At 37.2% G+C, this 13,501-nt stretch carries 12 protein-coding genes; 5 read left to right on the plus strand and 7 right to left on the minus strand.

The features are described from left to right. Window positions 1–19: 19 nt before the first annotated feature. Together ABVM53_RS10140 and ABVM53_RS10145 are read left to right on the plus strand one after the other, a co-directional pair. Complete coding sequence (locus ABVM53_RS10140) at window positions 20–490, plus strand: hypothetical protein (protein ID WP_405325745.1); 471 nt, start codon at window positions 20–22, stop codon at window positions 488–490. 73 nt (window positions 491–563) lie between these two features. Then, window positions 564–1,883, plus strand: coding sequence for a M24 family metallopeptidase (locus ABVM53_RS10145; RefSeq protein WP_405325747.1), 1,320 nt, complete (start codon window positions 564–566; stop codon window positions 1,881–1,883). Here the strand turns inward: ABVM53_RS10145 and ABVM53_RS10150 are convergent, their stop codons facing one another. From ABVM53_RS10150 to ABVM53_RS10165, 4 genes are all read right to left on the minus strand, one after another. Then, window positions 1,884–3,056 carry an MFS transporter gene (locus ABVM53_RS10150; RefSeq protein ID WP_405325749.1) on the minus strand — a complete coding sequence of 391 codons (1,173 nt, stop codon included), beginning with the start codon at window positions 3,054–3,056 and terminating at the stop codon, window positions 1,884–1,886. Between the two features lie 142 nt (window positions 3,057–3,198). Continuing rightward, entirely contained in the window at window positions 3,199–4,305 is a 1,107-nt protein-coding gene (locus ABVM53_RS10155; protein WP_405325751.1) for an ATP-binding protein, read from the minus strand. Window position 4,306: 1 nt separating this feature from the next. After that, entirely contained in the window at window positions 4,307–4,735 is a 429-nt protein-coding gene (locus ABVM53_RS10160) for a hypothetical protein (RefSeq protein WP_405325753.1), read from the minus strand. Window positions 4,736–4,739: 4 nt separating this feature from the next. Then, window positions 4,740–6,368, minus strand: coding sequence for an acyl-CoA carboxylase subunit beta (locus ABVM53_RS10165; RefSeq protein WP_405325755.1), 1,629 nt, complete (start codon window positions 6,366–6,368; stop codon window positions 4,740–4,742). 291 nt (window positions 6,369–6,659) lie between these two features. Here ABVM53_RS10165 and ABVM53_RS10170 point away from each other — a divergent pair, with 291 nt between their 5' ends. After that, window positions 6,660–6,836, plus strand: coding sequence for a CAL67264 family membrane protein (locus ABVM53_RS10170; protein ID WP_241652353.1), 177 nt, complete (start codon window positions 6,660–6,662; stop codon window positions 6,834–6,836). After that, the gene (locus ABVM53_RS10175) at window positions 6,836–7,306 is read left to right on the plus strand and encodes a DinB family protein (protein ID WP_405325757.1); all 471 of its coding nucleotides are present in this window, start codon (window positions 6,836–6,838) and stop codon (window positions 7,304–7,306) included. The genes ABVM53_RS10170 and ABVM53_RS10175 overlap by 1 nt, the downstream gene beginning before the upstream one ends. On the opposite strand, the gene ABVM53_RS10180 is transcribed toward ABVM53_RS10175, so the two are convergent. The 3 genes from ABVM53_RS10180 to ABVM53_RS10190 are packed head-to-tail and all read right to left on the minus strand — an operon-like array spanning window position 7,303 to window position 11,295. Beyond that, window positions 7,303–9,480 (minus strand): xanthine dehydrogenase family protein molybdopterin-binding subunit, encoded by a 2,178-nt coding sequence (locus ABVM53_RS10180; RefSeq protein WP_405325759.1) that lies wholly within the window; start codon window positions 9,478–9,480, stop codon window positions 7,303–7,305. The two genes, ABVM53_RS10175 and ABVM53_RS10180, sit on opposite strands and share 4 nt — an antisense overlap. 9 nt (window positions 9,481–9,489) lie before the next feature. After that, window positions 9,490–10,479, minus strand: coding sequence for an FAD binding domain-containing protein (locus ABVM53_RS10185; protein WP_405325761.1), 990 nt, complete (start codon window positions 10,477–10,479; stop codon window positions 9,490–9,492). Between the two features lie 15 nt (window positions 10,480–10,494). After that, window positions 10,495–11,295, minus strand: a complete 801-nt coding sequence (locus ABVM53_RS10190; protein ID WP_405325763.1) for a 2Fe-2S iron-sulfur cluster-binding protein — start codon at window positions 11,293–11,295, stop codon at window positions 10,495–10,497. Between the two features lie 314 nt (window positions 11,296–11,609). Here ABVM53_RS10190 and ettA point away from each other — a divergent pair, with 314 nt between their 5' ends. After that, the gene (gene ettA, locus ABVM53_RS10195) at window positions 11,610–13,301 is read left to right on the plus strand and encodes an energy-dependent translational throttle protein EttA (RefSeq protein ID WP_405325765.1); all 1,692 of its coding nucleotides are present in this window, start codon (window positions 11,610–11,612) and stop codon (window positions 13,299–13,301) included. The last annotated feature ends 200 nt before the right edge of the window (window positions 13,302–13,501 follow it).

Raw genomic sequence — 13,501 nt, forward strand, 5'->3', positions numbered from 1 at the left:
TTGTATATAAATTAGAATTATGAAGTATTTATTTTTCATTGCAACTGTAATTATTTTAGGTATTTATGATGCATCAGCGCAGTATGGTTACGGTGGTGGCGGTTATGGAGGTAACGGTTATGGTCGTAGTCGTATGGGTAGTAGTATGATGGGAGCAGGTGCTTCTCAACAAGGACCTCGTGAAGAACCCAAAACTTCTGCAGAGTTAGTGGATGAGCGAATCAATGATTATGTAACAACATTTGAATTGGATCCTTTTGAAACCGAAGTTTTACGTACCTATCTAGAAGATCACTTTGATAATGTAATGGGATTGCAAAAAGATAAAACTAAAGATGCCGAAACGCTGCGCAAAGATTTTGAACGTATGCAAACGGAATTTAAAACAAACCTAAAGTCCATTCTTACGGAAGAGGAAATAGAAAAATTTATTGCGATGGATTTTTCTTCTTCAGCGGTTCGAAAGCGAAAAAAAGACAGAGATAATTAGTTGTAAAAGGTGCCTTGAGCACCTTTTTTTATTGGTGGTTAATACGTATTTTCGGCTAGAAATTTTATTCGGTATGCGTTATTTTCAATTCTTCTCCATTTTCATTTTTTTAATTTTTAGTAACGCGCAAGCTCAGATTTTACCAGAGCGTGATCGTGCAAATCTGGTAGACAAAATTCTGGCAGATCGGTTTGATAACGTTTTGCCTAATTTAATGTATCGTACCGGGATAGATATGTGGGTTTTAATATCTAGAGAGTATAATGAAGATCCGGTTATGCGAACAATGCTTCCGGCAACTTGGCTCAATGCCCGCAGACGCACGATTCTTGTTTTTTACTGGAACGAATCTAAAAACAAACTAGAAAAATTAGCTGTTTCCAGATACAACATAGGAGATAATATTACTTCTGCCTGGGATAAAGAGCAGGAGCCCGATCAGTGGAAAGCTTTGGTTAAGCTCATAGAAGAGCGTAATCCCAATAAAATTGCTCTTAATTATTCAGAAGATTTTGGAATTGCAGATGGTATTGTAAAGACAGATTACGATGCTTTTATGAATGAATTGCCCGAGCAATATGCTTCAAAAGTTGTATCTGCCGAACCACTAGCTGTTGGTTGGATAGAGACTAGAAGTCCATTAGAAATTCAGCTTTTTCAAGAGCTGGTAGGTATTACTCATTCAATCATTAAGGAAGCTTTTAGCGATTCAGTAATAAAACCGGGAACCACTAGTACCGAAGATGTAGTTTGGTTTTTACGACAAAAAGTAACAGATCTTGGCTTAGAGACTTGGTTTCATCCCACAGTTGATATTCAACGTGCAAATGAAAAACTAGAGAGTCACCTTACGGCATTTACAAATCACAACGCGGGTCAGGTAATTTTACCCGGAGATTTAATTCATTGTGATTTTGGGATTTCCTATTTGAGATTAAATACAGATTGTCAGCAACACGCCTATATTTTAAAGGAAGGAGAATCAAGTGCTCCTCAATTTCTAGTTGATGCTTTTGCTAAGGGAAATAGAGTGCAGGATATTTTAACTTCCAATTTTGCGACTGGTAAAACGGGTAATGAAATTCTTGAAACATCTTTAAACCAAGCAAAATCTGAAGGTTTAGTACCTTCAATATATACTCACCCACTAGGTTTGTACGGTCACTCGGCTGGTACCACAATAGGAATGTGGGATGCACAAGACGGCGTAGCAGGAAGCGGGGATTACAAATTGTTTCCTAATACGGTTTATGCAATCGAACTTAACACAACCGTGACTTTAACAGAGTGGAATAAGGATATTCGCATAATGCTTGAAGAGGCCGGATTATGGAGTTCAAAAGGTTTTAGTTATGTAAACAAGCGTCAGGAAGAGTTGATACTTATTAAATAATTAAACGCTTTCGGGACGAAGTAGTAACTGTTTTCTATGATAGATTACTCCTATTGATAGACCTACACCACATAAAGCAAGTATTGCGCCTACAAGTTCTGGAGATGTATAACCATAACCAGCTGCGATAGGTAGACCACCTAGAAACGCTCCAAGTGCATTGGCTACATTAAACGCTGCCTGATTTACAGAGGAAGCTAGCATCTCAGACTCTTTTGCGGATTTAATCATAAGCATCTGTATAGATGGAGCTGTTGAAAAGGCAAATGCTCCCGTAACAAATACCATTATTAGCATCATCCATTGTATAGGTGCTATAAAATATATAGTAATTAAGCAGAGGGTCATTACACTTAGAAGTATCGCCGTTGCCTTTATAGGAGAAAATTTATCTGCTAATTTGCCGCCCAATACATTTCCAAAAGTCATTCCCAGACCCGCGAGCATTAGTATAAATATCACCATACCATCATCAAAATTACTCACTTCGGTAAGTAAGGGAGTTATGTAACTATACCACGCAAAAAAACCACCGGTTCCTATAGCTGTAATTCCGAGAATTAACCACAGCTCTGCTCGCTTAAATATCTTTAAGGCGTCTTTAATAGGGATAGGAGTATTTTTTTCTATTTTGGGCAACCAGAAAAGTATGGCCAATACAGTGATTATTCCTACTACTACAACAATCATAAATGTATAACGCCAAGATATATTATGGCCTACATATGTGCCTAACGGAATGCCGATAATGTTTGCTACGGTTAATCCACTAAACATCATTGCAACTGCACTGGCAGCTTTTTCTTTAGGGACGAGTCTACTGGCTACAACAGCTCCCACACCAAAGAATGCTCCATGAGGTAGCCCAGAAAGCAAACGGGAGAGAAACATAAAGTTGTAAGAATTAGCAAATATTGATAGCGAATTAAAAATTGTAAACGCTACCATAAGAGCAAGCAAGATTTTTTTAGGAGAATAGTTTCCAGCTATTGCCACCAGTATGGGTGCACCTATAACAACACCAAGCGCATAAGCAGATATAAAATGCCCGGCTTGAGGGATGCTTATGTTGAGGTCATTAGCAACATCAGGCAAAATACCCATCATAACAAATTCGGTCATTCCTATTCCAAAACCACCTATTGCCAGGGCTATTAGACTCTTTTTAAACATAATACTGTTTTAAATTACCATCAACACATAGAGAATGGGTACTATCGCGCAAATATATGATAGATTTTAGGACTGAAACTATGTTTGCTTAACCGATTTAGTTAGTTAATTGTAGTATAAGGGATTTCATAAAAAATTGATTTTAGATTTGTTTTCGTTCTTTGAAAGTTATGACGAAAGTCGTTCCTACATTAAGCTGACTTGAAACTTCAATTGTTCCTCCGAGACTGGTAACGTGATTATAAACTAAATAAAGTCCTATTCCTTTACCATCAATATCAGCACTTGGATTGAAGCGTTGATGAAGTTTAAAAAGATTCTCTCCTGCTTTTTCTAGATCGATTCCTATTCCATTATCACTAAATATCAATTGAACATTATTCCCGCTCCTTTTTGAAGAAATTCTAAGAATAGGACTTACACCCGATCGGGCATATTTAATAGCATTAGTGATGATATTCAAAAAAATACTTTGGAGGTAGTCTAGTGAAAATATTACACTTGGAGCTTCATTAAAATCAGTGAGAAAGGTTACTTTATCTTTACGTATTAATTCATTTATAGCGTTCTTCGTTTTATTTAAAACATCATCAAACTTGATTTCTATAAGATCCAGGATCAGTCGGTCTTTCTTAATCCATTTTTCCATATAGGAGCTAATGATTTCATTCAGATTTTGAGTAGATAATTTTAAAAGGGCAATATATTCTGCGACTTCTGGGCTTTCAATAGCACTGTCATCTAAGAGTTGGTGTAAGGCCAAAAGATTACTTAGTGGAGATCTTAAATCATGGGAACTAGAATAGTTGAAGTGCTTGAGGTCTTTATTTGTCTCATTTAATGTCTGCAGCAACCTATTGCGTTCGATTTCTATATTCTTTTTAACTGTCACATCTTTAGCAACTGCATACACTACCTGCTCGTTTTGTAATGCAATTGAAGACCAGCTCAACCATATGATACCACCATTTTTATGCTGGTACCGGTTTTCAAAATGAGTAAGAAGATTGCTTTTGAGTAAGTTTTCCCGTTTTGATTTTGTTATTGCCCGATCTGCCTGAACAATAAATTCTGAAATAGGTTTGGCAAACAATTCAGCTTCAGTGTATCCCAATGTGTTTATAAAAGACGGATTGACTTTCTTAAAGTATCCGTCAAAACCGGCTACACACATTAAGTCTGGAGAAAGCTCAAAGAAATATTCAAGATTTAAATCTGATTTATCAGTAGACTTCTCTTCAGAATACATATTAATTACTGTAAAGGTCTGGGGTTATTTTTAGCGTAACTGCCGGTAAACTATCATATCCAAAATAATGATAGTAGAGTGTAATTTTCTTTTCTCTAAAGTAATCCATTTCCGGATTATTCTTTAAACGTGCAATGAGTGCCGGTTTTACATATTTTGTAACGGTGTCCTTATTAACAGCATCAGATTTGTAAATAAGCGTATAGTAATATGCAAAGCTATTTTTATTCATTGCAACAGCACTGTCAAGAGTAGTCTCCTCATCCAGTTGCAAAGGTGTTTGATTGTTAATATAGACAGCTTCTTTTTGTAGCGATTGAAAAATATCTGATTTATCTCGTAACAGGTACTGAATCACCAAAAATGAAATTACCGCAGTAGGAATTGCTACTACTGCGGTAATTAAGATTTTTTTAAATTTTGTAGTCATCAAATTACACTTGAATAATCCCCAAGTTAAATTTTTTCTGAATAGGAGCGTGATTTGCAGCATTAATTCCTGTTGAAATCCATTTTCGCGTATCTAACGGATCTATAATTCCATCCGTCCAAATACGTGATGCAGCATAGTATGGAGAAACCTGCTCATCATAACGCGCTTTGATTCGGTCGTAGAGTTCTTTCTCTACTTCTTTAGTAATTTCTTTTCCTTGTTTCTTTAGAGACGCAGTTTCTATTTGTAAAAGAACTTTTGCAGCACTATTACCACTCATTACTGCTAATTCCGCCGAAGGCCAAGCTACAATTAATCTGGGATCATAAGCTTTACCGCACATCGCATAGTTTCCTGCACCATACGAATTGCCAATTATAATAGTGAATTTTGGCACTACAGAATTACTTACTGCATTAACCATTTTAGCACCATCCTTTATAATACCACCATGTTCACTTTTGCTACCTACCATAAACCCGGTAACATCTTGAAGAAAAACAAGAGGAATTTTTTTCTGGTTACAATTAGCAATAAATCGCGTTGCTTTATCTGCGCTATCGCTATAAATCACACCACCAAATTGCATCTCACCATTTTTAGTTTTCACTATTTTACGCTGATTGGCAACAATACCTACTGCCCACCCATCAATACGCGCATAAGCAGTAATTAGAGTTTGACCGTATGCTTCTTTGTATTCTTCAAATTCAGAATTATCAACTAATCGTTTTATGATATCTTTCATATCATATTGATCGCTCCGTTTAGCCGGTAAGATGCCATAGATATCTTTAGGGTCTTCTGTAGGTTTTGAAGATTTAATGCGATTAAATCCTGCCTTATCAAAATCTCCTATTTTACCCATAATATTTTTTATTCGGGTAAGTGCGTCCTTGTCATCAAGCGCTTTGTAATCTGTAACACCACTAATTTCGCAATGGGTAGTAGCTCCTCCCAGCGTTTCATTATCTATAGATTCTCCTATTGCAGCTTTTACTAAATAGCTACCTGCTAAAAAGATGCTCCCGGTTTTATCAACGATCATGGCTTCATCGCTCATAATTGGTAAGTATGCACCACCGGCGACACAGCTACCCATTATTGCACTTATCTGAGTAATTCCCATACTACTCATTACGGCGTTATTCCTAAAAATACGGCCAAAATGCTCTTTATCTGGGAATATCTCGTCTTGCATAGGCAGGTAAACTCCAGCGCTATCAACCAAGTATATTATAGGAAGATTATTTTCTATGCTTAATTCCTGGGCTCTTAAATTTTTCTTTCCAGTTATGGGAAACCAAGCGCCTGCTTTCACGGTAGCATCATTAGCAACAACTATACATAACTTGCCACTCACTTCTCCTATTTTAACAACGACACCACCACTGGGACAACCCCCGTGCTCTTCATACATACCATCACCCGCAAAAGCAGCTATTTCTATTGCTTTCTCCGAGTTGTCCAGTAAAAAATTTATACGTTCTCTAGCAGTAAGCTTACCAGCGTTGTGGTGTTTTTCTATACGTTTTTCACCACCACCTAATTTTACTTTCGCGAAGCGTCTTTTTAAATCAGATACGAGAAGTTTATTATGGTCTTCGTTTTTGTTAAATTTTATATCCATTCGATACGTGTATAATGTTCAGATCAAGCTGATAACTGAAAAGAAAAGCCCTTGTTATAAGAGCTGATTACTTGCAGAACAGGGCCTGATTGTATTGTAACGAAAATACGAAATCGCTTTCGTAACTTCGGTTATATTTAAATGAAAAAAAGGCGATATTTGCTTTTTGCATTATATTCCTGATTGTAGCTGCGTTGCAAAAAAAAACTTATACTTAGATTATATATCCAACGCAGTATTTAATAAATCTTTCAGTTTCTCGATGTTTGCAAATTAAATCTATTACTCATGATGAATAAAAATACAGTACTTAGTTGGGCAACTTTTATAATGATAGTTGTGGGACTGGCACTTATAGCATTAGGTGCTTTTAGATATAATGAAATTGCAGGTTATGGTTTTGCTGCAGTGGGTATTGGCTTTTTTGCCATTGCCTGGGTTTTCAACGCATTAAAAGGACGGGTTTAATGATAGAAAATACGATCAAAGACCAACTTTTAAAACATCTCAAAGGAGGCGAAGCGTTCATGTCTATTGATGAATTGCTTGAAAAAATAAGTTTTAAAAGTATAGGTGATCGTCCGGTAGGTCTTCCATATTCATTTTATGAAATTTTCTATCACATACGTTTTGCTCAACGGGATATTCTCGATTTCTGTATTTCAGAAAATTATATACTTCCTAATTGGCCAGCAGATTACTGGCCATTAGAAAATACTGCTAGTTCAAAAAAAGAATGGAAAGAACTTAAAGAAAATTTTATTTCAGAACGTTCTGCCCTTTCAAATTTTATTGAACGGGAAGATGTTGATTTATTGGCTGTAGCAAAACATGGCGAAAAACAATCTATACTTCGAGAGCTAATGCTTGTTATCGAGCATAATGCTTATCATACCGGTCAATTAGCACTTATATTAAGACTGCTGGGTCTGCACTAAGCTACTTCCATTTTTGTCTTCATTATTTTTTCTGGCGTAATAGGTAGATCACGCACACGTTTGCCGGTTGCATTAAATACTGCATTTGCAATTGCTGCAGCGATGCTGGTGATTCCTAATTCACCTATACCTTTAACTCCCATGGGGTTAGCGATATAATCATCTTCTGGTAAAAATATTACATCAATTTTACCTAAATCTAAGTTTACAGGTACGTGGTAATCGGCAAAAGAACGTGTGATGAAATTTCCGTGGTTAGGTTCAACCTGCGAATGTTCGGTTAATGCTTGTCCTAAACCCCAGGTAATACCTCCTATTATTTGTCCATAAGCAGTTTTTGGATTCAATATTTTTCCTGCAGATCCAACATTTACAAAGTGTTCAAGGCGCACCATACCACTATACTCATCAACCCACACTTCACAAAAGTTGGCCCCAAATGAATACACCGAATAATTCTCAAATTCTTCAGTTGGACCCGCCGTTCCTTTTGCTTCAAATTCAGTTAAATCAGCCTTCTTCATTAATTCGATGACCGAAAGATCTTCACTGGTACTTGCTAAAGTTTTAAGGGTGTTTATAGCATTATCACAAGCTACTTTTGCACCATTTGTATAGGATGCAGCACCCCAGGAGCCACCCGATCCAGGTGTTTTTGGAAATTTTGAATCTCCTAACTCGACACTTATTTGTTCTAATGGGATATCAAGATATTCTGAAATAGTTTGCCCAATGATAGTGTAACTTCCGGTGCCTATATCGGTAGCATCTGTTTGTACAGTTACTTGCACTTTATCATTGTCTAGTTTCAACTTTATAAGCGCCGAGCTTTCCATATAGGGCGATTGTCTAGAAGAACCACTCATACCGTAACCTACTAACCAATTTTCTTTTTTAGTATGTCCGGGTGTAGGTTTCCATTTATTTTTCCAGTCAAACTTCTCTGCCCCTATGCGTATACATTCTACAAACTGTCTCGATGAGAATGGTTTATCAACGCTAAGATCGTGCTGTGTATCATTTTTAATACGGAATTCTGCCGGATCCATTTGTAATTTATAAGCCAGTTCATCCATTGCAGATTCTAGTGCAAAACTTCCAGGAGCTTCACCGGGAGCTCGCATCCATCTCGGGGATGGTAGATTTAATTTCATTAGTTTATGGGTTACTAATGAGTTTGGAGTATTGTAGAGTGTTTGTGATATAGCGCCACAAGGTTCCTGAAATTCTTCATAAGTAGATGTAGCAGCTGAGGTTTCATGTGATAATGCAGTAAGATTACCTTCTTTATCTGCTCCCAGACGCATATGTTGTCTGTTGTGCTGTCTAAAACCTACTGCCGTAAACATCTCGTGTCGTGTTACAGTTAGTTGTACAGGTCTCCCGATCATTTTAGAAGCCATTATTCCTAAAGTTCCGTGCTCTCGTAATTGCAATTTAGAACCAAATCCTCCACCTACGTAGGGTGTAATAACACGCACGTTATCTTCTGGAATTTCAAAAGTATCTGCAATTGTTTTTACGGCGTGAGCTACTATTTGTGTAGAGGCATAAGCAATAACCTTATCCCCTTCCCAAGTTGCTATAATATTATGAAGCTCCATTGGGTGATGATGTTCTACAGGAGTGTTGTAGGTAACATCAATGGTTTTGTAAGCATCCTTAAGTCCTTTTTCTACATCGCCCCATTGCGTATTTGTTTTTGCCTTATCGTTGATTTCTTTAGGCATGTAGAGTTCGTCTAAATGCTCATCAAAAATAAATTTCGGCTCGCTTTTAGCGTAGGTAACTTTGACCAGATTAGCAGCATATCGAGCTTGCTCAAAGGTTTCGGCTACTACCACGCCTATATATTCTCCATAGTAATGTACATCTGGAGTTTGAAGACTAGGAGAGATACTTTTTGTGTCTGGTTCTTCAAAGCGCCCACCGTAACCTTTAAGCTTTAGAGCATTTTCGTGGGTTATAATTTTAATTACGCCCTCTTGTTTTTCGGCTAATGAAGTGTCAATGCTCGTTATTTTTCCAGCTGATATCGTACTTTGTATTCCTTGGGCAAAAGCTAAATTATCAATAGCAAATTCTGAAGAATATTTTGCCTTACCCATTACCTTTAAAGCACCTTCTAAACGATTTACTGAAGCGCCTGTTTTTGATTTTGTTTGATCTTTCATATACCGGTTTTAACTTCTAGAGGTTGCTTGTAAAAGTGCACGAACGAGCGTTTTCTTTGCAAGTTCAATCTTATACGCGTTGTGTTTTAAAGGTTTTGCATCTTGCAAGGCTAACTCTGCAGCCTGCTCAAAAACTTCTTTTGTGGCTTCTTTTCCTATTAAAAATTGTTCAACCTTTTCTAGTTTCCAGGGTTTATGAGCAACTTTTCCTAATGCTAGACCCGCTTTCTGTATTGATTTACCGTCAAGTTGCAATCCTACTGCGGCTGAAACCAAGGCAAAAGCATAACTAGAACGCTCTCTAACTTTTAAATAATAATAATGAGTAGGGAATTCTGATTTTGGTAATTCTATACTCGTAATTAATTCTGAATCACTAAGTGTAGTGTCTTTTTCTGGGCGATCTTCTGGAAGTCTGTGAAATTCGGTAAAAGGAATCCTGCGAGATTCTCCATTTTCACTTTGAACAACCACTGTAGCATTTAAAGCCGCGAGAGCGACACTCATATCTGAAGGATGCGTTGCTACACAAGATTCGCTCCATCCAAAAATGGCATGCTTGCTATTCTCACCATCCAAAGCGCCACAACCCGTACCGGGTTCACGCTTATTGCACGGCATTGAAGTTTCAAAATAGTATGGACAACGTGTGCGCTGTAGTAAATTACCGCCATTAGTTGCCATATTGCGTATTTGCTCTGTAGCCGCAGCTAAAATGGCCATCGATAAGAGCGGATATTTATTCTTAACTTCAGTATTATTAGCGGTATGCGTATTACTCATCATTGCACCTAATGCGAGTCCACCTTCAGAAGTGGTTTTAATATCTTTATATGGAAGATCTGCAACTTCTATTAAATGCTCGGGACGTTTTACATCTTCCTTCATTAAATCGAGAAGATTTGTTCCTCCACCAAGATAATGTGTTTCCTTATTTTTAGTATGTTGTACTACAGCTTCAGAAGCAGATTGTGCACTATAAAATTCAAATGGTCTCATTGGTTTATTTTTTAGTTAATCTGCAGATTTACTGTTTGTTAATTGTTCTTCGGTTGCAAAGCTCCATTTTGTACTAGTGCTTTGTCCTAAGTGTACTTCTTTAATTGCGTCCAGGATGTTGTTATACGCTCCACATCGACAAATATTACCAGACATACGCTCTCGAATTTCTTCGTCTGAAAGTGTAGTTACCTTATCTTTTACGTTAGGGGTTACATAGCTTACTTCACCGCGTTTTGCTTCATCTAGTAATGCGACTGCAGAACAAATTTGGCCAGGAGTACAATATCCGCATTGAAACCCGTCGTGTTTTAAGAAAGCTTCCTGCATAGGGTGCATTTTATCTGCGGACGCAATACCTTCTATAGTTTTAATTTCTTTGTCCTTGCAGGATGCCGAAAGGGTTAGACAAGACAGTTTACGTTCCCCATCAATTATTACTGTACAAGCTCCACATTGACCGTGATCACAGCCTTTTTTTGTTCCTGTAAGATCTAGTCGTTCACGCAGGGCATCAAGCAATGTCATTCTTGAATCTACTTGGAGCGGATAGGTGTCGCCGTTTATTTGAAGTCGAACTTCAATCGCGTTAAGAAGTGCTTTTGGTTCCAATGGCAAAATATTTTTAGTTTTTTGAGCAAATAAGTCTGATGAAAAATGGGGTAGGGCTACAAGACCAATGCCTGCGGCAGATAACTGGCCTAAAAAGGAACGTCTAGCAGTACCGAAAATTCCCAGATCGTCTAAAATTTTTTCCTCGTCATCAAGCATTCGCTTATTGGTATTACTTTCAGAGCTGTCTTGAGAATTATCCATTTGCAACCTTTGTTAAATTGGGTTAGTGATTACATAATCAATTATGTGATAAAGGATTATGAAATTTAATTTTGTAACAAGCAGTTTGTTGTTGCTTAGTTATAAATTTCTGTAATATTCTTTAAGCTTAGTTTCTATATGCTGTTATAATTTTCCCAAATAACAAAAAATGGGAAAATAATGAAGTTGATAAAAGAGCCGAATTCAGCTTAATAAACAGTTTTTAAACACACGTCTTTTCAATACCTTTGCACCGCTGCAAAACAATTGTAGAAAGTGATTTTTGCAGTTTTCTAACTAATTAATTAACGCATATGAGCGACGATAAAAAGATCATCTTTTCGATGACCGGTGTGAGTAAAACCTATCCCGGAGCAAATACCCCGGTATTAAAGAAAATATATTTAAGTTTTTTCTACGGAGCAAAAATTGGTATTCTAGGTCTTAACGGATCTGGTAAATCTACTTTGATGAAAATCATTGCCGGTTTAGATACAAATTTTCAAGGAGATGTAACATCAGATAAAGAGTTTACGGTAGGATATTTAGAACAGGAGCCTAAATTAGACCCTGAAAAAACTGTACTAGAAATTGTAAAAGAAGGTGCAGCAGAAACGGTGGCTATACTTGAAGAATACAATAAGATTAATGATTCATTTGGTCTAGAAGAGGTTTACTCTGATCCTGATAAAATGGATAAATTAATGGCTAGACAAGCTGTGTTACAAGATGAGATCGATGCACGTGGGGCTTGGGAATTAGATAATAAACTAGAGGTTGCAATGGATGCATTACGCACTCCACCAGCAGATCAAAAGGTTGGAGTATTGTCTGGTGGTGAAAAGAGACGTGTAGCCTTGTGCCGTTTATTATTGCAAGAACCTGATGTATTATTACTGGATGAACCTACAAACCACTTGGATGCAGAATCTGTACATTGGTTAGAGCATCACCTTGCACAATACAAAGGAACTGTAATCGCGGTAACTCACGACCGTTATTTCTTAGATAATGTGGCAGGATGGATTCTTGAATTAGACCGTGGGGAAGGTATCCCGTGGAAAGGTAATTACTCTTCTTGGTTAGACCAGAAGTCAAAACGTATGGCTCAGGAAAGTAAGACAGCTTCAAAACGTCAAAAAACCTTAGAGCGCGAACTCGAGTGGGTACGTCAGGGTGCTAAGGGTCGTCAAACTAAGCAAAAGGCACGTCTTCAGAACTATGATAAGATGATGAGCCAAGATCAAAAGCAGGTAGATGAAAAATTAGAAATTTATATTCCTAACGGCCCTCGTCTGGGTACAAATGTAATTGAGGCTATAGGGGTGAGCAAAGCCTTTGGAGATAAATTGCTGTACGAAGATTTGAATTTTAATCTTCCTCAAGCTGGTATTGTGGGAATTATAGGACCTAACGGTGCAGGTAAAACAACCATTTTCAAGATGATTATGGGTGAATTAGAAGCAGATAAGGGCGCCTTTGAAGTAGGAGACACAGCAAAAATTGCTTACGTAGATCAAAGTCATAGTAATATTGATCCCGATAAAACTATATGGCAAAACTTCTCTGATGAACAGGAACTTGTGCTAATGGGCGGCAAAGAAGTAAACTCGAGAGCGTACTTAAGTCGTTTTAACTTTAGTGGAAGTGAACAAAACAAAAAAGTTTCAACATTATCTGGAGGGGAGCGTAACCGCTTGCACCTTGCTATGACTTTAAAAGAAGAAGGTAACGTACTTCTTCTCGATGAGCCTACAAACGATCTTGATGTTAATACATTAAGAGCTCTTGAGGAAGGTCTTGAAAATTTTGCAGGATGTGCTGTTGTTATTTCTCACGACCGTTGGTTCTTAGACCGTATCTGTACGCATATTCTGGCTTTTGAAGGAGATAGTCAAGTTTATTTCTTTGAAGGAGGGTTCTCAGATTATGAAGAAAACAAGAAAAAACGTCTTGGTGGAGATTTAATGCCAAAGCGTATTAAATATAAAAAGCTAGTTCGCTAAGTTGAGCTAACCCAATTGTAAGCCCCAGTATATGTTTTAGTATGCTGGGGCTTTTTTATGAGCTCAATTCTGAAGAGCGTGAATGTGATAACAAGAAAATATTTTATTTTTATTAAGTCTAAATAGTTCAAAGTCATTTTGATTTTTATATTTGCGCTTAATTCGATAAATAATATCACTCATTAGATTAAGGTTACTTA

This window comes from Leeuwenhoekiella sp. LLG6367-2.1 (assembly GCF_045055775.1).
GTDB lineage: Bacteria > Bacteroidota > Bacteroidia > Flavobacteriales > Flavobacteriaceae > Leeuwenhoekiella > Leeuwenhoekiella aequorea.